The sequence below is a fragment of the Bacillus sp. FSL W8-0640 genome (genome assembly GCF_038007725.1).
Classification (GTDB): Bacteria; Bacillota; Bacilli; order Bacillales; family Bacillaceae_G; genus Bacillus_A; species Bacillus_A cereus.
This window is the reverse complement of record NZ_JBBOXT010000001.1, coordinates 2,154,607-2,175,971: the sequence shown is the minus strand read 5'-3', so window position 1 is coordinate 2,175,971 and position 21,365 is coordinate 2,154,607. Positions and strand designations below refer to the sequence as shown.

The following is a 21,365-nucleotide window of genomic DNA, read 5'->3' as shown; positions in this document are numbered from 1 at the left end:
ATGAAAAAAGGAATGACTCATACATGATGAGCGTTCCTTTTTTCATCCCCTCTTTTACTTAATTACTATCATTAAAAATATATTTATATCAATATTTACTCCTTTTTATTCCTTCAAAAGTTTTTCACATAAATGTCATAAATCGTATGGTCTAACTATATAGTTGAAAAGGAATGTGACATTAAGGTGTCACTGAAAAACTCATCCAAGAAAAGGGAGGAAAAATCTTTTGAAAAACAAAATCATCGTTTTCCTATCTGTTTTGTCATTTATCATTGGTGGTTTCTTCTTTAACACGAATACTTCAAGCGCTGAAACATCATCTACTGATTACGTTCCTAACCAATTAATCGTTAAGTTCAAACAAAATGCATCTTTAAGTAATGTGCAATCTTTTCATAAATCTGTCGGAGCTAATGTCTTATCTAAAGATGATAAGTTAGGTTTTGAAGTCGTACAATTTTCAAAAGGTACTGTAAAAGAAAAAATAAAGAGCTATAAAAATAATCCAGATGTGGAATATGCAGAACCGAATTATTACGTTCACGCCTTTTGGACTCCAAACGACCCATATTTTAATAATCAATACGGGTTACAAAAGATTCAAGCTCCACAAGCTTGGGATAGCCAACGAAGTGATCCTGGTGTAAAAGTAGCTATTATTGATACAGGGGTTCAAGGCTCACACCCTGATCTGGCTTCGAAAGTAATTTACGGGCATGATTATGTTGATAACGACAATACATCTGATGATGGTAATGGTCATGGTACACATTGCGCTGGAATTACTGGAGCACTTACGAATAACAGCGTCGGAATTGCTGGTGTTGCCCCACAAACTTCAATTTATGCTGTCCGCGTATTAGATAATCAAGGAAGTGGTACTCTTGATGCTGTAGCGCAAGGTATTCGAGAAGCTGCTGATTCGGGTGCAAAAGTAATTAGTTTAAGTTTAGGAGCTCCAAATGGTGGTACTGCATTACAACAAGCCGTTCAATATGCATGGAATAAAGGCTCTGTTATAGTTGCAGCTGCTGGAAATGCTGGAAATACAAAAGCTAATTACCCTGCTTATTACAGCGAAGTAATTGCAGTTGCTTCTACAGATCAATCAGATAGAAAATCTTCATTCTCTACTTATGGTAGCTGGGTAGATGTTGCAGCACCAGGTTCAAATATATATTCAACATATAAAGGAAGCACGTATCAATCATTAAGTGGTACATCTATGGCAACACCTCATGTTGCAGGAGTCGCAGCTCTTTTAGCAAATCAAGGATATAGCAATACGCAAATCCGCCAAATTATTGAGTCTACTACTGATAAAATTAGTGGTACAGGTACGTACTGGAAAAACGGTAGAGTCAATGCATATAAGGCTGTACAATACGCTAAGCAATTACAAGAAAATAAAGCTTCTTAAGAAAACTTTAATTAGTCGATCTACCATGAATGCAGAATAAAATAGAAGGAGAGACTTCTATAATTAAAGCCTCTCCTTCTTACAAACTATATTACTCTCCCTGCTTTTTAACCATATGTAAATACAGTACAAAATCCATCATTGTCGATGAATGACCAAGTTGACGGATCATCGCTGTTATATTTCCTCTATGATATGTACCATGATTTACGACATGTTGCACTAATTCTAAAATCGAAGTTTCTAATTTCCCTACGTATGGATTCTCAATAACAAATACAGCATTCACATCTTGTATTGTAATTAAAAACTCTTTATATTGATTTGCCATGTTTTCAAACATTTTTTCTAATTCATGTAACGATTTAGTTTCAATTTGTTTTCGTAAATCTTCTCGGTCTTGTATTGCTTCATTCATACTTTTACCATGCAATATATGTAACCACACTTGATCTGTAATATAAATATGCACAAAAGTATCCTTAATGGATGGGAATACACTCTGTATCTGCTCATTAAAAATTGTCTCATAGTTTGGTAACTCTTTTAATCGATTGAATAATCTAGTATTAGCCCAAGCATGGTAATCACACTGTTTTAATATATAATCTTTCAATTTATATTACCTCCTTATTGTATGAAACGAATGGTTTGTTTCTTCATTTCTGATTCTCTATCAGCCTTTGCAATCCCTTTTTCTTTCATTTCATGCTTATTTATCGTTTTATATTTTACATACGTATAAAATTCTGTTTGAAATGGAAATGGTGTAATCCGAATTGTTTCCTCGTCCACCCATTCAGCTTGAATAAGTTTCTCCTCTTTACTATTAAACATTTCTGTTCCTTCAAAACCATCTTTAAATAAGTCAATTTCATCTTTCTTTTTGACACCAGGCTTATTCATACATACGTATAAAGAAAGTTCATCACAAAACTTTAATAATCTATAATGCTTATCGAACATCGCAAACTGTTTCTTTGTTAACGTTTTCAAAATTCTTTTTTGTCGTTCTAATTCATGTTTATAAAATGACATCATCTCTTCATCTTCCTCGTTTAGTGGAAATGATAAAAAATGTTTACTACAAAGCAATGCCCCGTATGGATTAGAATTTTCAATTTCATTCAATCCAATCGTATAAAAAACAAAACGTAATGGGCTTGGACAATCCATAAATGTATATGGAATATTTTTAGCATCATTCAAAATTGGTACTTTATCAAGCTCTATCCATCCTCTGTCATGCTCATATATTGCATCAACTGTTTCTTTTAAATATGTTTTATCTTCAAAAAAGTCTTCTTTTATATGCTTTGCAATCTCTCCAGCTAAAAAACCATGATCATGTTGACGAATTAAAATACTTTCCTTCTCATTTTTTTCACGAAAAATCATTCGTATACTCCCCCTCATCCTCATATTAAAGCTTTTTATATGCATCGATTCTTAATTAATCCCTAAATAATAGAAGGGATTCAGTCTCTTGCAACGAAATTAACATAATTATATAGTATTCTTTCTAATCATAGTGATAGCTTTATCTTTACTATCTATTATACTAAAACATTCATTCCAAAAATTTTTTTATGAGGTGAAAACATGAACAAAACAGAATTAATTAAAAACGTAGCCCAATCAGCTGATATTTCTCAAAAGGACGCTTCTGCAGCTGTACAATCCGTATTTGACACAATTGCTAATGCATTACAATCTGGAGATAAAGTTCAACTAATCGGGTTTGGAACTTTTGAAGTACGCGAAAGATCTGCTCGTACAGGACGTAATCCGCAAACTGGCGAAGAAATTCAAATCGCCGCTGGTAAAGTTCCTGCATTTAAAGCGGGTAAAGAATTAAAAGAAGCTGTTAAATAAAAACAAGAAACCAGCCATTTTATAGGCTGGTTTCTTGTTTTTATTTAAGCAATTGCTTTATATTCTCTGCATGATACACTTCACAAATATAAAATACACATTTGCAGTTACTTACAATTTGATACTTTCTAGTTGGATACACATTCGCTGTAACAGAACATCCATTAAACAATTCAATAATATTTCCAGATGGCTGATATCCTTCATATAATACGTTTCTTCTTACTTCCATCTTTTCTATAAGCTTTTCAACAGGAATATTTCCACTCTCTAATTCACTCTTTATTGCGTCCGGTAAAAACGAAGTGTCTGCAAAAATTAGATTTTCAGATAACACCTTTCCTTTATAACTAACATTAGATACACGGTAAAGAAATGTTCCATCTTTATCAAAGAAATTCTTTGCTTCTTTCGGAATGTACTGTCTACCAAGTGCCTCTTGTTCAAGAACATCAAACTGAACTGTATCATTTAAAAGCTTTTCTAAAGCATGAATGGATGATGTATCTCCAGAAAATAAAATATTTTTAATTGCTTGTACATTATAAGTGAATTCATTCTTTCTATTTTCCGCTACTAACATGAGGAACACCTCTTCTGTAATTTTTTTATTTAAGATTTAAAATTGCTGCCGCGTCTAATTGCGTAATTTCAGTCACTTCCTTACTGAATATTGCAACAGAAGCCCTATAATCTAAACTAGGCCTTACATCTTCCATCATTGTATTACTTGCTAACTCTTGTCTATCCTTAAAAACCAACAAGTTTGGAGGATCATTTGGAGCTGATACTGTAATATGTACTGGTGGAATCATTAGTCCTTCACCTGTCGCTTTCAGCACCGCTTCTTTTCGAGTCCAATATGTTAAAAAACCTTCTATTTTCTGTTCATTTGGCAGTTTCATAACTTGCGCTATTTCAATGTCTGTTAATACACCTTCTGCCATTTTCATAACATCTATACTTGGATTCATTTGTTCTACATCTATGCCAACAGGTGCAGATTTTGTAAATGCAACGACAACCCACTCACCTGAATGCGAAACGGATAATTGCGGCATACCTTCTGGTAATTGTGGTCTTCCATGCTGCAATTTACATACTGAGCACATTCGATCAATTGGTACTTGGACTGGTGACATAGAAAGTATCTTGCCGAGAACTAATCTACTTATTACGCAACCTATTATAAAACGAGCTCGATCTGCCGAATGATGATACGAATTTGCTTTCTCTCGCTCTATATCATTTAGTAAATTGTAATGCCATGATTGTAAATCCGAAATTCTTGCCCACCATATTTGACAATCATTCTCATTCAAAGTTGGAACAGAATCTACAACTTTACTTTCTATCATGTAAACTCTCCTTTATTCAACGAATATCAATTTTCATAAAAAAGCATACGTATATTGTTATTCATTGACAAGTACTTTCTCTTTTTCTAATACAGATAATGTTTTTTCTTTCTTCTTTGACATTACCTCTTTATCGGAAATACGTAAAGAAAATAGTAGTGCTATGAGCAAAAATATTGCTGACCCAATTAATGCTGCTTGATATGGTAAAAAATCGGATTGAACGTTATTACCTCCAAAACCAGCTAGTATACTAGCTAAAACCGCTACTCCTATTGCTGAACCTAGTCGATTTTGCACATTGAATATAGTAGTCGCTCTCCCCATAGAAGGCGGCGTGATATTGTTAAAGGCAGAAAATTGAACCGCACCGACAGATTGACCTAAGAAAATACCGATACCAAACAATAATGCCCGGATTTGCCACGGATTCGTATCGTGATTTACAAAACTCAATAAAACAAATATAACCGCCGTACATATTAATCCAATAGAAATTACCTTTCGAGCTCCTAATTTCTTATATGACCATGGTACAATTTGTGAAGAAATCATTAATCCAATCGCCTCTGGAAATGTCGTAAGTCCTGATTCCAGTGCAGAAACTCCTATCACATTTTGATACATAAGAGGAAAAACAAATAACATTCCTAATAAACCAGCTGATGAAAATAATGATATAATGCTCATCTTTCTAAAGACTGGTTCTTTTAATAAGCGTAAATCTAACATCGGTTGCTTTACTTTCAGTTCTACAATTATAAACAATGTAATGAATACAACCCCAGCTATCCCAGTACTCATAATTTCTGGAGAAATCCACCCTTTTGATGGTCCCTGGCTGAGTGCATATATGAGCATCGCAAATCCTGGTGCTGATAAAATAAAGCCGAGCGAATCAAAGCGACCAGCTGATTTTTCAACATGTTCTGCTAAAAATAGAAGTCCAAATAGCAATGCAACGATTCCAAACGGTAGATTAATATAAAATGCCCAACGCCAAGACATTTGATCTACAAAGAAACCACCGATGATAGGACCAATTGCTGGTGCTACAGCAATTGGAAGTATAATGAACCGGGAAATCTTCGGTCTTTCCTCTGGTGAAAATGTTCGAAATAACATCGCCATTCCAACCGGTGTTAAAAGCCCTCCGCCAGCACCTTGAATAATACGGAAAATATTCAATGAAGTAATATCGTTAGCCATTCCGCATAAAGCAGATGCAATTGTAAATACGAAAAGAGCAATTAAAAATACTCTTTTCGTACCAAAACGATCTCCTAACCAACCAGAAATCGGGAGGAAAACAGCTAAACTAACTAAATATCCAACATTCACCGTCCCCATTGCAGATGGAGGTACTTGTAGTTCTCTACTTATCGTTTGCAGTGCTACATTTACAATCGTTGCGTCCATCGCAGCCATAAACATCGCAGTTATATAAACGATACTTACAACTACTTTTGGATTTAGTTTTTCTTCCATTATCGTTTTCCTACTAATGTTTTTTCGCGAACTTGATTACCTTGTGGATTCAAATCTTTCCAGTTATATTCAACATATTCTAAGCAGCTCTGCCTACTAGCTTCTTCATATACGACATTCCAGCCAATAGGTACATCGAGAAAAGCAGGCCAGAGAGAATACTGGCCCTCCTCATTTATTAATACTTTATATGTGTAATTATCATTGTCAAATGGATTCGTCATACTCTACTTACCCCTTTCTTATTCTGCAAATATTTCGCTAATACTTGTCCAATTTCCGTAAGTGGACCTGGCTGACATAGATCTTTATGTCTACAATCAATATCGTGCTGCACAATTTGCCCATCTAAATAATTTAGCCACGTATTTGGAGAAATAGGATCAAACCAGTCTGGTATAACAGTAGATCTAAAGAATAAGATATCTCCGTTATAAACTTTCGGTACATATTTCCCTAACAACCCTACTGAATTTACATATGTTTCTTTCAAGTTCAATATAGTCTCTTCTTCAAGACTTGCTAATGCACTTCCATCTTTACGAAGGATTTCAACTGCACTTTCCATTGTAAGTGGTTTACCATCCATGTTATCTGGGTCATATCCGCCTAAAGCAAGTAATGCGATTAACGCTTCCTCTTCAGTAGGCGCTTCCGTATTCGGTAAGAAGTGTCCAGGATAAGAATCAAGCATAACGAGTAATTCTACTTCTTCCCCTTCATTTTGTAATTGCGCTGCCATTGCATGCACAACATTTCCTCCAAGCGACCAACCTAATAAACGATATGGTCCATGAGGCTGTACTTCACGAACGTGTTTCAAGTAATCCGCCGCCATCTCCTCTAAACTTTTTGGAAGTTCTTCATTTTTAGCGATACCACGTGCTTGTACACCATAGATTGGATAATCTGTTCCTAAAGATTTCATAAGTCCTGCATAGCACCAACTTAATCCACCTGCTGGATGTACACAAAATAGTGGTAATTGATCCCCGCTTGCTCGTAATGGAAGCAACACATCAAGTGCACTTTGACCATTCCCCATCTCAAGTCTTTCAGCTAACCCTGCAACAGTCGGTGCTGCAAATAAAGTGCCAATATTTAGTTCCACTCCAAGCGCCTCTTTCATGCGGCTCATAAGCTGCACTGCAAGGAGTGAATGGCCACCAAGATCAAAGAATCCGTCATCAATTCCAATTTGAGGTACACTTAGCACTTCTGTAAACAAGTCACATAACATTTCTTCTTGCGGTGTTCTTGGACCACGACTAGAAGATGATGCGATAAATTCTGGAGCTGGCAATGCCTTTCTATCTAATTTACCGTTTGGAGTTAAAGGTAACTCATTTACTACTACAAAAGCGTATGGAACCATATAATCTGGTAAACTACCACTAGCAAACTGACGCATTTCATTCGTATCAATCGCTTCATTATTTGATGCAACGATATAAGAAACTAACCGTTTATCCCCTGGTTGATCTTCCCGTACAATAACGGCTACTTGCTCAACTTTAGGGTGCTTCATTATGACTGCTTCTATTTCTCCTAATTCAATTCGGAACCCACGAATTTTGATTTGATGATCTGCACGTCCTATATAATCTAGCGTCCCATCTTTACGCCAGCGAGCTAAGTCTCCTGTACGATACATTCTTGTACCTGGCTTGCCAAATGGATCTGCGATAAAGCGTTCAGCCGTTAATCCTGCTCTTCCTAAATATCCACGCGCAAGCCCTGCACCTGCAACATACATTTCTCCAACTACTCCAGGTGGCACTGGTTGTAAATAGTTGTCTAACACATACACTTTAAGGTCAGGTATACTGCACCCAATTAAACTATTTGCTCGTAAAGAGACGATAGTTTCATCTAATTCAATATAACTAACATGTACTGTCGTCTCCGTAATACCGTACATATTAATAAGCTTTGGTGCGTTATAAGGATGTCGACTATACCAATCTTCTAAGCGACTTAGCTCAAGTGCTTCTCCTCCAAAAACAACATATCGTAAAGATAATTTTTGGCCAATCTCTTCATTTTCACGATCTGCTTGCATCAATTGATAGAACGCTGATGGAGTTTGATTTAAAACCGTAACCTTTTCTTTAACAAGAAGCTGTAAAAATTCTTTCGGTGAGCGACTTACAGTATGTGGCACTACAACTAAACGCCCTCCGTATAATAAAGGTCCCCAAATTTCCCAAACAGAGAAATCAAAAGCGTATGAATGGAACATCGTCCAAACATCGTTTCCGTCAAACTGGAACCAATGATCAGTTGCTCCTAAAAGTCTTACTACATTTTGATGAGGTATCATAACGCCTTTCGGTCTACCCGTTGAGCCTGACGTATAAATAACGTAAGCAATATGTAATGGAGATAATGGCTTAATGCGTTCCACTTCATCAATATTTTCTTCACTATATTTCTCAACTTCTGCTATTACTTTTACATCATCAACTAAAACTTTTAGTGCCTCATCACATTCAATTTCCACTTCTGAATTCGTTAAAACACATGTTGGTTTCGCATCGTGTAGCATAAATGAAATGCGGTCTGCTGGGTAATCTGGATCTAACGGAAGATATCCAGCACCAGCTTTAAGAACAGCTAATAAGCTTACAACCATGTTTAATGATCTTGGCATCGCTAAAGCAACGAGTTGATCAGGACCAATCCCTTTTGCTATTAGGAATCGAGCTATTTTATTTGCTTTTCTATTTAACTCTTCATAAGTTAATTTCTTATCTTCAAAGACAACAGCAATAGAATTTGGATTTATATGAACCTGCTTTTCAAACAATTGTGGCAATGTCATTTCTGGTGCAATTTGAAAACCACCATTCCACTTTTCTAACACTGTATTTTTCTCTGCTACAGTTAATATTTCTAATCTGCCAATTGATTGATCCGGATTTGTAGCTGCATCATCTAATAACAAAATGAATCGTTCTATTAGTTTTTGAACCGTTTCACGTTTATATAAATCGGTACTAAACTCTAGTAATCCATGTAAACCGTTCGGAGTACCATCAACCCCGTTACTCTCACTAATTTCAAATGTTAAATCAAATTTTGCAGAACCGACGCTTTGAATTTCAAGGCTCGCTTCTAAACCTGGTACATGAAACGTTGCTTCTGGTGTATTTTGAAAAGCTAACATAACTTGAAACAACGGGTGGCTGTTTCGAGTACGTACTGGATTTAACACTTCAACAAGCCTTTCAAATGGAACATCTTGATTTTCATAAGCTGCAAGATTTACCTGCTTCACTCTATTTAATAATTCTTTAAAACTTGGATCTCCTGACGTATTTGTACGTAACACTAATGTATTTACAAATAAACCAACAATATCTGAAAGTACATCATCATTTCTTCCAGCAATCGGACTTCCAATTGGTATATCAGTGCCTGCACCTAATCTTGTAAATAGTGCACTAAGCCCTGCTTGCAATACCATAAACAAACTAACTCCATTTTTACGTGCAAGCTCTACTAACCTACTATGCATACCTTCATCTATATGAAAATGAATTGTTTCCCCGCGGTAACTCGTCTCAATTGGACGCTGGAAATCTGTAGGTAACTCCATTTGGTCTGGTAAACCTTTAAGTTCTTCTTTCCAAAAATCTAATTGTGTTGAAATAAGACTCTCTGGTGTCGTTTCATCACCTAGCAATTGCTGTTGCCAAAGTGCATAATCCGCGTATTGAACTGGTAGTGTCTCCAGCTGAACTCTGTCACCTTGACATCGTGCTTTATACGCCACTGTAAAATCTCTCGTTAACGGCTGTAATGACCAGCCATCACCTACAATATGATGTAATAAAATTAATAATACATGTTCGTTTTCACTCACTGTAAAAAGTTGTAAACGAACTGCCGGCTCAAAATCGAGGTTAAAGCTATATCTTACCGCCTCTGAAAGTACACTTTCTAATTCATCTTTACATGTATTAGTTATAACCATTTCTAGATTTAAGTTTTCCATATCTAAAATTCTCTGATAGGAACTACCTAATACGTTAGGGAAAATTGTTCTAAGTGTTTCATGTTTCTCAACTACATCATAAAAAGCACCTTGTAATGCTTCCCGATTCAATATTCCATTCATACGAATGACTAGCGGAATATTATAAGTAGGACTTGGACCTTCTAAACAATTTAAGAACCATAACCTGCGCTGTGCAAATGAAAGTGGAGCTTCATTTGGCCTACTTGCTTTCTGAATAGCTGGTCTTGCACTTTTTGCATCGTTTAATTGTTTCGCCAGTTCGGCAACAGTTGGTGATTCAAATAGTTTCCCGATTCCTAATTCCACACTTAACGTTTCACGAATCCTTGCCATTAAACGAGATGCGAGAAGTGAATGTCCACCCATTTCAAAGAAATTATCATCAATGCTAATTCGAGAAACACCAAGTACTTCTGCAAATAAATCACATAATATTTCTTCTTTCGGATTTCTAGCAACTCTCTCATTGTGCATTCCATTAAAATCAGGAGCAGGTAATTTCTTTCTGTCAACCTTACCATTTGGCGTTAATGGTAATTCTTCTAGCACAACAAATGCCGATGGTATCATATAATTCGCTAAACTTTCTGAAACATAAGAACGAATTTCTGAAAGATTAATCGGTTCCTTTTCTTCTGCAACGATATACGCAATGATGCGTTTATCATTTGGACGATCTTCTCGTACCATTACTACCGCTTGTTGAATATTTTCATGTCGTTGTAATACCGTTTCAATTTCAGCTAATTCAATTCGGAATCCACGAATTTTAATTTGATGATCTGCGCGGCTAATGTACTCTAACGCACCATCACTACGCCATTTCACAAGATCTCCTGTACGGTACATGCGCTTCCCTGATTCTCCATAAGGATTTGCAACAAACCGTTCAGCTGTTAACTCAGGTTTTCCTAAATATCCGCTTGCAAGTCCCTCCCCTGCAATATATAATTCCCCAATAACTTCAGGTGGAACTGGTTGTAACCCTGCATCCAATACATACACTTCTGTATTGGAAATTGGCTTTCCAATAGGAGGTATACCCTTTTCACCTTCATCAATGTTCATGAAAGTAGACCAAATCGTCGTTTCAGTTGGTCCATATAAATTAGTTATTGAACAACCTAATTCTTTTAATTTATTTGCTAAATGCGCTGGAAGAGCTTCACCACCAACAAGTATATTTAGCCCTTGTAGCTTCTCTGGATAATCAGTTACTAACGCCTGCCAAAGCGTCGGTGTAGCCTGCATAATTGTCACTCTTTCTTCTTGTAAAAGTGTCGTTAATGCTGATGACTCTTGTATGTCTTCTTTTTGCGCAATTGTTAAACTTGCACCACTAATAAGAGGTAAATAAATTTCTAGAGCAGAAATATCAAACGCAAACGTTGTAACTGCTAATAAATGATCATTTTCATTTAATGAAAACTTTTGTTGCATAGCCATTAAAAAGTTACTTAAACCTCTCATAGGAACAATTACACCTTTTGGGTTTCCTGTTGAGCCTGAAGTATATATTGTATAGGCTGGGTTTAAAAGTGATGCATCATTCTTACATGCTATATTCATACGAGAATATGTATGTAACGCTAGTTTCGTTTCTTCGTCATCTAATACAATTTTTTTCATATCATTTTCTATAACTAACTTAGATGAAACAGATGAATGTGTTATGATACAAACTGGTTTTGCATCATTTACTATATAATTAACTCTATCTGCTGGGTATTCTGGATCTATTGGTAAATACGCTGCACCAGCCTTTAAGACTGCTAGCATACTAACTACCATTTCTATTGATCTAGGGAATACTAAAGCTACAAACTGATTTGGTCGTATTCCTTCTTCTACTAAATAATGTGCTAGTTCATTCGCTCGTTCATTTAGCTCTTTATACGTAAGGATTACACCGTCACAAGTAATCGCTAGTTTATTTGGATTTTTTTGCACTTGTTTTTCAAATGATATAGGTAAACTGATTAACTCATCGTCTTCCTTCGTTTCATTCCATTCCAATAAAACTTTATGATTTTCTTCAGGCAGAGTAATGTTTATTTTTCCAATCGACTCGTTTTTCTCATAATTATTTATTACTAATTCAAATAGATTCATAAATCTTTCTTTATGCAATGCTAGCTCTGCGCCATTATATACTTCGGGATTCGCATCAAAATGAATCATTAGCTCATTTTGATCAAAACGTTTATATACATTTATCGATAAATCATCTACAGGTCCTGCTGATAAGTTATGCGTAATACCACGATTTCCAGCAAAATTAAGCCCGTAATCAAAAGGCATAACATTCACTAACGGTCCAAACAACCTTTGATTTTCACCTAGTAACTTTAAATCTCTTCTTAATTCCTCATGACGGTATTTATAATGGCGACGTACATCTCGGATTTCTTTAGAAACTTGCTGCAATAATTCCGCAAGAGTTATATTTGGAGTTACTGTAATACGAAGTGGAACTAAATTCATTACCATACTTGGTGTATGAATAGATACAGAACCTAAACGTCCCATCATCGGTAAACCTAAAACAATATCATTTTCACCTGTTAATTTATGCATATAAATACTTGTTACAGCGACAATGAATTCCGGCCAACTTGTTAACGAAATATTGATATCTTCTAGTAAAGTTTTCGTGCTAGAACTAGATAAATAAGCTGTTTCTCGTGAAAATCCATTTGATGTTCTCGGTGCTCGTTCTGCCAAACTTACAACTTCTGGGGCATCTGCAAACTTTTCTAACCAAAAAGTACGATTTTCCTGAAATTGTTTAGACTCACGATACTCAATATCTTCTTGCACAACTTTTGCAAGAGAACCAAACGGCTTTTCATTCTTGTTTGTTTCTTCTATAAGTGATGTATACTCATTCGCCACTTTTTGGCTAAGAAGTGAAAATCCATAGCCATCCATCACAATGTGATGGATGCGCTGATACCAAAAGAAACGATTATTTTCAACTTGAATAAGTGCTTCAGTAAATAATGTATCTTTTTTCAAATCGACTGGCATAGATAAATCATTTTTCATCCATACTTTAGCAGCTTCTTCAGGATTTTCTTCTTTACGAACGTCAATAAAATGCATATGAAACTGTGATTCTTCAATAACTTGCCATGGGCCAATTTCATCCTCTTCGAAGCGAACGTGAAGTGCTTCTGCTTCCATTACAACTTTACGTACAGCTAATTCAAAAATGTCTTGATGAATATTCCCGTTTATTTCTACATATTCCCCAGTATTATATATCGGATTAAGCGGATCTAATTGTTGCGCAAACCACATACCAGACTGCGCAGATGATAACGAATGACGAATCTTTTGACTGTTAGGCATTCTTTACTACCCCTTTATTATGTAGTCTATTTGTTACAGCACCTGTGCTGTTTGTGAAGATAGTAAACTGTACCAACCTGCAACAGTTGGACGTTCTGCTAAATGTGCAAAAGTGATTTCTTTCCCTTCACGACGCCACTTCTCTACTAAACTCATAATTCTGACCGAATCAAGCCCTCTATTTAATAAGTCCTCATCAATATCAATACTCTCTACTGGCTCACGAAGTAGTTGTGCAACTAGTTCATGCACTTCCTGTATAGTGATTCCTTCACTCTCATCATCTTTTACACTTTGTAAATCGTTTAACAGTAGGTTTGTTGATGTCGTTACTGCACATCTATTAGATGCATACTCCAATGCTTGTTTATGATGCTCTAGTGAAAAATCAGCAACTGCATCTGCTACAAAGAACGGCTCTATACCATCCATAAATGCTTCACAAGCTGTTAAAAGACAGCCAATATGCGCATAAATACCGCAAATAATGAGTTGATCTTTTCCTTGTTCATTTAAAATTTCTAATAGATTTGTCTTTTTAAATGCACTATATCTCCATTTTGTGAGGAATATATCATCCTCATCAGGAGTAAGTTCATCAACAATTTTCTTTTTATCTGGTCCAGCAGGTATACCGTCACCCCAAAAGTCTTGTAATAAACCTCGTTGTTCTAACGTTTGCCCACCAGGTTGTGCTGTATAAACAACTGGTATACCAAGTTCCTTACATTTTTCTCTTATCATTTTAATATTTGAAATAAGTTCTACTTTTGGTGATTCTTTATCGCTATATGCATCAAGAAAATATTCTTGCATGTCATGAATTAAAAGTACTGCACGTTTCGGATCTGGTGTCCAATTCACTTTATTTTTTGGTAGTTCTGATTCAATTGGCATTTTATATACTGAAATAGATGGGATAGCCATCTAATCACTTCCTTCCGGTTTTTATTATTGTTTTACTGTAATAAGCTTTTCAGCAATGACTTTACGTAGTTCTTTTTTGCTGACTTTTCCGACTCCTGTTTGCGGGAATGCTTCAATAAATTCAATTCGATCTGGAATTTTATAAGCCGCTATACCACGTTCTCTTAAAAACATTTTTAATTCACTTACTGCTGGAACTTGTCCGCGAGCTATAACAAAAGCACAGGTGCGTTCACCTAAATAATCGTCAGGCATAGATACAATTGCTACGTCATGGACCGCATCGTGTGCTAATAGATGATTTTCAACTTCTTCCGCAGCAACTTTCTCACCACCGCGGTTAATTTGATCTTTATCTCTTCCTTCTACAATGATGTATCCTTGTTCATTTACTTTTACAAGATCACCTGTGCGATAAAATCCATCCTTTGTAAATGATCGTGCATTATGCTCTTCGGCTTTATAGTAACCACGAATTGTATATGGACCTCTTGTTAATAAACTACCTACTTCGCCAGGTTGTACATCGTTGTCATTTTCATCAACAACTCGTACTTCATCGAGTGCAGACATTGGTCTACCTTGTGTATAAATAATAAATTCTTCCGGATCATCTAATCTTGTATAGTTCACTAATCCTTCCGCCATACCGAACACTTGCTGTAACGTACATCCAAATGTAGGACGTATACGTTTTGCAACCTCAGCGCTAAACTTAGCACCACCTACTTGAATAATCTCTAGGCTTGATAAATCGGCATTACGAGAAGATGCAGCATCAAGCCAAATCATTGCTAATGGCGGAACGAGCGCTGTAATTGTAACTTTTTCTTTTTCGATAAGAGCAAAGGCCTCATCTGGACTACCACCAGTTGCCAATACCACTTTTCCACCCGCATAGAAAGTTCCAAATGTCCCTGGAGAACTCATTGGGTAATTGTGTGCTACTGGAAGAACTGCCATATAGACGCTTTCTGCATTCAAATTACAAATTTCAGCGCTAACACGTAAACTATAAATATAGTCATCATGTGTTCTAGGAATTAATTTAGAAAGACCTGTTGTGCCTCCTGATAATTGGAGAAATGCAACATCACTTGGCTGAACTTCTGGTAATGAGACGGGATCCATATACAGATCATTTATGTTCACAAACTCTTCTTCTTCTCCCACTACAATTACATGTTGTAACGTTGGCACTTTCTCTTTCACTTCTCTTGCTAATTTTCGATAATCAAAACCGAGAGCCTTATCTGAAATAACGTAAGCGCTCGCCTCGCCAAACTCACAAAAATAACTAATTTCACTGCTTCGATGTGAAGGTAGTGCAAAGACAGGAAGCGCTCCAATTCGAAATAGTGCAAAACATATTTCGAAAAACTCGATAATGTTAGGTAACTGGATTACAACTCTGTCCTCTTTCTTTATTCCTAAATTCAGTAAACCTGCTGCTAAACGATCTACCTTTTTATTAAGTTCACTATATGTTATATGCTTCTTACCACTTACAACCGCGATTCGATCTCCATATTTCTCAGCCCGCTCTCTTAACACTCCTCCAAATGTTTCACCAAGCCAACATCCTGCTTCTCGGTAACGATCGGCAAATTCTTTTGGCCATTCTGTATAACCTACTAGCATTCTTTCTTCCCCCTATTTTTCATTAAGTGAACTATCTCTTAACCCTAAAGCTTTTAGCATTGTTTGGAACTTAGCTGATGTTTCTGCTAACTCATCTTCTGGTTTTGACTCAGCAACAACTCCAGCTCCTGCATATAAACGAAGTGTATTTTCTTGTACTTCAGCACAACGAATTGTAACAATCCATTCTCCATCTCCATTTAAATCGCTCCATCCTAGCATTCCTGTAAAGAACTCGCGGTCAAATGGCTCAATATGCTGTATAGCTTCTCTTGCTTTTTCCATCGGAGTTCCGCAAACTGCTGGCGTAGGATGAAGGGCAATTGCTAATTGTAAAGAAGAAGTATTTGGATCCTTAAGTTCACCTTTCACTTCTGTAGACAAATGCCACATCGCTTCACTATGAATAACTGATGGCTTTTCTGGAACATGTAATGTATGACAATACGGACGAAGTGCAGCGGCAACCGCTTCAACTACTACCGCATGTTCATGTAAATCTTTTGGCGAAGAAAGTAATTCCTCTGCTCTTCTTTTATCTTCTACTGGGTCCTCACTACGTGGCCTTGAACCAGCTAACGGGTTAGAAATAACTTGCATACCATTACGTGAAACAAGTAATTCAGGGCTTGCTCCAATTAGCGTCTTACTGTTCTCTTTTTCATCTTTCGGTAAATTTACAGCAAATGTATAACCATGCTTATTATGCTCTGCTAATTCTCGCAGAAGTTTTTGCTTATCAATCTTTTCGGAAGATTTAACATCTAACGATCTGGATAGAACGATTTTCTTTAAATCACCGTCCTGTATTTTTTCAATTCCTTGCTTCACACCATTCATATAAACTTCAGGGTCTGGCACTGGTGTCATTTCAAATGTTACATTCTCATTTGTTTCAAGCTGATTTGTTGTATCCAATTGTAAACGCTCAGAAATTCTGCTATATTCTGGTACGATGAGTTGGACTTCTTTTCTACGATCAAATGGCAAAGCACCCACAACGATAGGATTTGGATTTCCAGCTTGTTTCGCATTACTTAATGTCGCTTGCACAAGCTCTGGGAAACTTTCAATTTCACGATGCTTTACTGTAGTAAACTCTCCTTCTGCTAATATCGTTCGAGTTGGTGAAGCGAAAAAGAATGAAGATTCAGTCTTATAATCTTCTAAAAGTTTTTCTGACAATTCCTTTACAGCTATATGTTCATTCATAATATAATAACCTCCTGAATTTTTATTAAACTCCTAACGTAGCACCGCCATCAACACATAAATTGTGCATTGTAATATGACTTGCTCTATCTGAGGCTAAAAATAACACTGCTTCAGCAACTTCTGAAGGTTGTGCAATTTTTTGTAATGGAATTCCGAGTCTATATGTATTTTGAGAACCAGCAATTATATTTTTAGCTCCATTCTCATCAGCCCATAGTAATCTTTGCATCTCAGTTTCAGTAGAACCTGGAGAAACTAAGTTGCAGCGTATATTGTATGCCGCAAGCTCTAGTCCTAAACATTTCATAAACATCGTCGTTGCGGCCTTTGACGCAGCATACGCAGCCATCTCCATTCTTGGCGTATTTGCCGCATTTGAACCGACTGTAACAATTGCCCCCGATTTTCTTAACATCATATTTTTACTTACCGCTCGGGACATATTGAAAACCCCTGTCGTATTTACAGAGAATGTTTTATTCCAATCTTCATCACTTAACGAATGAATTGGTCCCATACGTAAAACCCCTGCAACATTTATTAAAATATCTATTGGCGCTATTTCATTTGCAATATGATTTACCATGTCTTCAACAGCGGCGCTATCACTCACATCTAAACGAAACGTTTTCATACGTGTATTGTTTAATTCATTTTGATTTAAGAGTACATTTAACCCCTCTTCATTTTGATCAACCGCAATAACTGTGGCTCCTCTTTCTAAAAACATTTTGGCAACGACACTGCCTATGCCTTGTGCTGCACCTGTTACTAAAACTGTTTTCCCATCAAATTCCCCTAAGTTCATTTTCTCTATCCTTTCACATAAACATTAATTTCATTAAGTAACACCGATGATATTGATTTTCATTATCAGTTGCGTTGTAAAAAATAATACACTTACTAAACTAATTGGTCAAGTGCGCATTACTTTAAAATCCATTTTATTGATAATGTTTTTCATTTACCATCTTACACCGAAATGATAATGTTTCTCAATAAACTTGTCAATCTTTTTTTATTTTTCAGATAAACCATTTTAATGCTTCTTAATAAAATCATATGTAAACGCATTAAAAGTACTTATATTATAAATAAAATTCAAAGTCCTCTTTTTAAAATTGAAGAAACTAAACTAGAGATACGTTCATTTACAATGCTTTATGAAAAACTCAAGGATATATTTTCTCAATATTTTTCTGAAAATATATCTTACAAATACTAATGAATGTCTTTTTTGTCATTTAAGATTTAATATATATTTCGAATACGATGTATCAATTTATTGTATTTCAATATAATCCAAATAGGCATTTCACTCACTTTTACATCTATGAAAATCATAAAAGTAATTTAACCTTGTTAAAATAACTCATAAAAAAAGCATCCTAATTAATAGAATAGGATGCTTTTTCGTAATCATATTGTTATAGAAGATTTATATACTTATGCTACGCTGCGATACTCTTCTTCTTTTTCTTTTTTCTGCTTAGGTGCTTGAATTAAAATTGCGATAATGAATGACACGACACATAATACACCTATTACCATGAACGTTGGTTTGAATCCACCTAGAAGTGCACCGATAAAGGAACCTGCAAGCGCCCCAAATCCAAATCCTTGATACACAATTCCGTAGTTCTTACTATGGTTTTTCATACCGAAGAAATCACCAACAATAGCTGGGAAAATAGTGATATTTCCACCAAAGCAAAACGCTACACTTGCTACACATACGAAGTAAATACCATAATTTAAATCTACAAAACTTAGAACTAAGACTGAACTCGCCATAACAACAAAAGTACCAGTAACGATTTTTAAACGCCCAATTTTATCCGATAACGGTCCTAAAATGATACGACCTAATGTATTGAAGATTGCAACCATAGCAACCGCATTAGCTGCTGTTGCTGCGCTAAGTCCTACAAGTTGAACACCAATGTCTTTTACCATACCAATTAAGTATAAGCCACTCATACATGATGTAAATAACATGATAAATAATAAGTATACTTGTTTTGTGCCTAACATTTCTTTCGTTGTGTATTCCTCAGTTTTTGTTTCATGAACTGCTCCTTGATCTGCAGCTTGATGGATTAAACAAGCACCAATTACAATCATAGCTGTAACAATTAAACCCCAGTATATAAATGCTTGGGATACACCAACTGATTCAATCAACTGTGCGTTAACGTATTTAAAGATTAAGCTACCTGAACCATATGCAGAGACAGAAATACCAGCAATTAAACCTTTACGCTCTGGAAACCACTTTATTAAATTTGATAGTGAAGTGATATATGCTGTACCATCTGCATAACCTACAACAACTCCCGCTAGTACATAAAGTAATATTAGTGAGGATGCTTGTGAACTAAGTATTAATCCTAGTCCTAATGCTAATCCAGCTATCATAATAAGTTTACGAAGTCCCCATTTTTCTTGCAATTTACTCGCAAATAAAGTTGAAAATGCTAAAGAAAGACTAGTAATTGAGAAAGTTATCGCAACAGCGTTAAGACTCCAACCATATTTACTAACTAAAGGCTGATTGAATAAACTCCATGTATATATCGTCCCAAGCCCCATTTGTACTATAACTGTGCCAAGGACAACAAGCCATGGATTAATAGTTGATTTTTTCATACCTTTCCGCCTCCTCTTTCTATTTCAATGCTATTCGCTAAATTTACTTTTTTTATGTTCATTTTGGTCACCTCTTTTGATTTGACACCTTCATTGTATAAGATGTTTTTGTTTATGTAAGCACTTACAAGATAGAGCGTCAAAAACATGGAATCAGTTACAAAAAACGAAGGATGAAATACAAAAAACTACTGATTAAATACAATAGAAAAATTTTTTATACTTCAATCCACCTTATTTTTTATAAAATCACAAATTTTTTTCCAATAAATAAAACTAAATATTCACTAATATATCTATCCGTGGTTTAATATATATAATAAAAAAATATTTCTGTCTTTAATGAGGAGGTACTATGAAAGCAAACGTAGGGGATACTATACTTTTTCAACGAAATAATTTAAAGATTACAGGATCTGTATTAAAACTTTATACTGAATCGGTCTTAGTTGAAATTACAAATGTAAGCGGTGGTACTTTTGAATTTGATCGAACAATTGTAAATCATAAAAACTATAAAGTTTTAAATACAAATACATAAAACAACACAAAATAGCCCCTGCTCAACAGCAGGGGCTATTTTATATAAAAATATTTCACTAGTTTATATACCCTAAAACATTAACAATCTTACTCGCTTTTAAATTGTTAATATGATAATAAATTTCTAAACCTCTTCTCTCTGCTCGTAACACTTTACCCTTCATTTTTGATAAATGTTGTGAAACAGTAGATTGCGGAATATTCAGTAACTCTGTTAATTGTGTTACATTACAAGTTTTTCTCGTACTTAATTCATTTACAATTTGCAGTCGGATTGGATGCGCCATAATTTTTAAAATATCTACATCTTCTTCTGAAACTAAAGTTTTTCTCATTTCACTCGTATATGTTGTCATAAGACATTCCCCTTTTATATGAATTCCATATTCATAAGATCTATTTCCAAATTTTTTAAAACCCTTGATTAAAACTTTTATATAGAAATAAAAGGATTTTAAATTTTTGAAAACAGAACTTACATTCACTTTATTTATTTATTTGGTACATATACATAATACAATGTTAATATGTGCTCTATGTGAAGTTCACATAAATTTATGATGAAGATTTACTTAGCCACTCGCATCCTACTCATCTAATTACCCACTGCATAAAATCATCAGTTATTTTAACACATTTTAGGCGTTTGTATATACTATTTATAAAACAACTTTTATAAAGGGGGATTCATATGCCTACAGCGTTACAAGAAGAAGTCGAAGAAGCACGGGAAACATATGTCAGTCGTATCATCTTAGTTGGAGGATCCGCTTTATTTTTAGTAGGCGGGGTTATCTCAGCAATTTCAGCCTTTAAAACTTATAATCGTTTGGAGAATACGCCGCCTTCTACAGATAATTCATAGATA

At 35.4% G+C, this 21,365-nt stretch carries 17 protein-coding genes; 4 read left to right on the top strand and 13 right to left on the bottom strand.

Annotated elements, in window-relative coordinates; translation table 11 throughout:
• The first annotated feature begins 229 nt into the window (after window positions 1-229).
• Entirely contained in the window at window positions 230-1,423 is a 1,194-nt protein-coding gene (locus N2V80_RS11340) for a S8 family peptidase (protein WP_000790937.1), read from the top strand.
• Between the two features lie 91 nt (window positions 1,424-1,514).
• Here the strand turns inward: N2V80_RS11340 and N2V80_RS11335 are convergent, their stop codons facing one another.
• Window positions 1,515-2,039 carry a DinB family protein gene (locus tag N2V80_RS11335; protein ID WP_000656270.1) on the bottom strand — a complete coding sequence of 175 codons (525 nt, stop codon included), beginning with the start codon at window positions 2,037-2,039 and terminating at the stop codon, window positions 1,515-1,517.
• A gap of 14 nt (window positions 2,040-2,053) precedes the next feature.
• On the bottom strand, window positions 2,054-2,821 hold the full coding sequence (locus tag N2V80_RS11330; RefSeq protein ID WP_000577284.1) for a DUF3891 family protein: 768 nt from the start codon (window positions 2,819-2,821) through the stop codon (window positions 2,054-2,056).
• A gap of 204 nt (window positions 2,822-3,025) precedes the next feature.
• Between N2V80_RS11330 and N2V80_RS11325 the strand changes: the two genes are divergently transcribed.
• Window positions 3,026-3,298: an HU family DNA-binding protein gene (locus N2V80_RS11325; RefSeq protein WP_001043905.1), complete on the top strand. Its 273-nt coding sequence runs from the start codon at window positions 3,026-3,028 to the stop codon at window positions 3,296-3,298.
• A 40-nt stretch (window positions 3,299-3,338) separates the two neighbouring features.
• Here N2V80_RS11325 and N2V80_RS11320 read toward each other — a convergent pair whose 3' ends face one another.
• From N2V80_RS11320 to N2V80_RS11275, 10 genes are all read right to left on the bottom strand, one after another.
• Window positions 3,339-3,881, bottom strand: coding sequence for a hypothetical protein (locus N2V80_RS11320; RefSeq protein WP_061655396.1), 543 nt, complete (start codon window positions 3,879-3,881; stop codon window positions 3,339-3,341).
• A 25-nt stretch (window positions 3,882-3,906) separates the two neighbouring features.
• The gene (gene sfp, locus N2V80_RS11315; protein WP_061655395.1) at window positions 3,907-4,656 is read right to left on the bottom strand and encodes a 4'-phosphopantetheinyl transferase Sfp; all 750 of its coding nucleotides are present in this window, start codon (window positions 4,654-4,656) and stop codon (window positions 3,907-3,909) included.
• Between the two features lie 57 nt (window positions 4,657-4,713).
• Complete coding sequence (locus N2V80_RS11310) at window positions 4,714-6,144, bottom strand: MDR family MFS transporter (RefSeq protein WP_061655394.1); 1,431 nt, start codon at window positions 6,142-6,144, stop codon at window positions 4,714-4,716.
• Window positions 6,144-6,368, bottom strand: coding sequence for an MbtH family protein (locus N2V80_RS11305; protein WP_061655393.1), 225 nt, complete (start codon window positions 6,366-6,368; stop codon window positions 6,144-6,146). Before N2V80_RS11305 ends, N2V80_RS11310 begins: the two co-directional genes overlap by 1 nt.
• Window positions 6,365-13,522: an amino acid adenylation domain-containing protein gene (locus N2V80_RS11300; RefSeq protein ID WP_061655392.1), complete on the bottom strand. Its 7,158-nt coding sequence runs from the start codon at window positions 13,520-13,522 to the stop codon at window positions 6,365-6,367. The genes N2V80_RS11305 and N2V80_RS11300 overlap by 4 nt, the downstream gene beginning before the upstream one ends.
• Window positions 13,523-13,555: 33 nt before the next feature.
• Window positions 13,556-14,449: an isochorismatase family protein gene (locus N2V80_RS11295; protein WP_001007253.1), complete on the bottom strand. Its 894-nt coding sequence runs from the start codon at window positions 14,447-14,449 to the stop codon at window positions 13,556-13,558.
• Window positions 14,450-14,473: 24 nt separating this feature from the next.
• The gene (locus tag N2V80_RS11290; protein ID WP_000960118.1) at window positions 14,474-16,090 is read right to left on the bottom strand and encodes a (2,3-dihydroxybenzoyl)adenylate synthase; all 1,617 of its coding nucleotides are present in this window, start codon (window positions 16,088-16,090) and stop codon (window positions 14,474-14,476) included.
• Window positions 16,091-16,102: 12 nt separating this feature from the next.
• Window positions 16,103-17,302 carry an isochorismate synthase DhbC gene (gene dhbC / locus N2V80_RS11285; RefSeq protein WP_001002075.1) on the bottom strand — a complete coding sequence of 400 codons (1,200 nt, stop codon included), beginning with the start codon at window positions 17,300-17,302 and terminating at the stop codon, window positions 16,103-16,105.
• A gap of 25 nt (window positions 17,303-17,327) precedes the next feature.
• Complete coding sequence (gene dhbA, locus N2V80_RS11280; RefSeq protein ID WP_001048430.1) at window positions 17,328-18,113, bottom strand: 2,3-dihydro-2,3-dihydroxybenzoate dehydrogenase; 786 nt, start codon at window positions 18,111-18,113, stop codon at window positions 17,328-17,330.
• A gap of 638 nt (window positions 18,114-18,751) precedes the next feature.
• Window positions 18,752-19,954 (bottom strand): L-lactate MFS transporter, encoded by a 1,203-nt coding sequence (locus N2V80_RS11275; RefSeq protein WP_000749848.1) that lies wholly within the window; start codon window positions 19,952-19,954, stop codon window positions 18,752-18,754.
• A gap of 355 nt (window positions 19,955-20,309) precedes the next feature.
• Between N2V80_RS11275 and N2V80_RS11270 the strand changes: the two genes are divergently transcribed.
• Entirely contained in the window at window positions 20,310-20,495 is a 186-nt protein-coding gene (locus tag N2V80_RS11270) for a YkvS family protein (protein ID WP_000646793.1), read from the top strand.
• Window positions 20,496-20,553: 58 nt separating this feature from the next.
• Here the strand turns inward: N2V80_RS11270 and N2V80_RS11265 are convergent, their stop codons facing one another.
• On the bottom strand, window positions 20,554-20,853 hold the full coding sequence (locus N2V80_RS11265) for an ArsR/SmtB family transcription factor (protein WP_000214801.1): 300 nt from the start codon (window positions 20,851-20,853) through the stop codon (window positions 20,554-20,556).
• Between the two features lie 335 nt (window positions 20,854-21,188).
• Here N2V80_RS11265 and N2V80_RS11260 point away from each other — a divergent pair, with 335 nt between their 5' ends.
• The gene (locus N2V80_RS11260; RefSeq protein WP_001141667.1) at window positions 21,189-21,362 is read left to right on the top strand and encodes a hypothetical protein; all 174 of its coding nucleotides are present in this window, start codon (window positions 21,189-21,191) and stop codon (window positions 21,360-21,362) included.
• The last annotated feature ends 3 nt before the right edge of the window (window positions 21,363-21,365 follow it).

Excerpts from the sequence above, each read along its gene's own strand:
- N2V80_RS11330 (WP_000577284.1), bottom strand. The coding sequence starts at position 2,821 with ATGATTTTTCGTGAAAAAAATGAGAAGGAAAGTATTTTAATTCGTCAA.
- N2V80_RS11325 (WP_001043905.1), top strand. The coding sequence starts at position 3,026 with ATGAACAAAACAGAATTAATTAAAAACGTAGCCCAATCAGCTGATATT.
- N2V80_RS11320 (WP_061655396.1), bottom strand. The coding sequence starts at position 3,881 with ATGTTAGTAGCGGAAAATAGAAAGAATGAATTCACTTATAATGTACAA.
- sfp (WP_061655395.1), bottom strand. The coding sequence starts at position 4,656 with ATGATAGAAAGTAAAGTTGTAGATTCTGTTCCAACTTTGAATGAGAAT.
- N2V80_RS11310 (WP_061655394.1), bottom strand. The coding sequence starts at position 6,144 with ATGGAAGAAAAACTAAATCCAAAAGTAGTTGTAAGTATCGTTTATATA.
- N2V80_RS11305 (WP_061655393.1), bottom strand. The coding sequence starts at position 6,368 with ATGACGAATCCATTTGACAATGATAATTACACATATAAAGTATTAATA.
- N2V80_RS11300 (WP_061655392.1), bottom strand. The coding sequence starts at position 13,522 with ATGCCTAACAGTCAAAAGATTCGTCATTCGTTATCATCTGCGCAGTCT.
- N2V80_RS11295 (WP_001007253.1), bottom strand. The coding sequence starts at position 14,449 with ATGGCTATCCCATCTATTTCAGTATATAAAATGCCAATTGAATCAGAA.
- N2V80_RS11290 (WP_000960118.1), bottom strand. The coding sequence starts at position 16,090 with ATGCTAGTAGGTTATACAGAATGGCCAAAAGAATTTGCCGATCGTTAC.
- dhbC (WP_001002075.1), bottom strand. The coding sequence starts at position 17,302 with ATGAATGAACATATAGCTGTAAAGGAATTGTCAGAAAAACTTTTAGAA.
- dhbA (WP_001048430.1), bottom strand. The coding sequence starts at position 18,113 with ATGAACTTAGGGGAATTTGATGGGAAAACAGTTTTAGTAACAGGTGCA.
- N2V80_RS11275 (WP_000749848.1), bottom strand. The coding sequence starts at position 19,954 with ATGAAAAAATCAACTATTAATCCATGGCTTGTTGTCCTTGGCACAGTT.
- N2V80_RS11270 (WP_000646793.1), top strand. The coding sequence starts at position 20,310 with ATGAAAGCAAACGTAGGGGATACTATACTTTTTCAACGAAATAATTTA.
- N2V80_RS11265 (WP_000214801.1), bottom strand. The coding sequence starts at position 20,853 with ATGACAACATATACGAGTGAAATGAGAAAAACTTTAGTTTCAGAAGAA.
- N2V80_RS11260 (WP_001141667.1), top strand. The coding sequence starts at position 21,189 with ATGCCTACAGCGTTACAAGAAGAAGTCGAAGAAGCACGGGAAACATAT.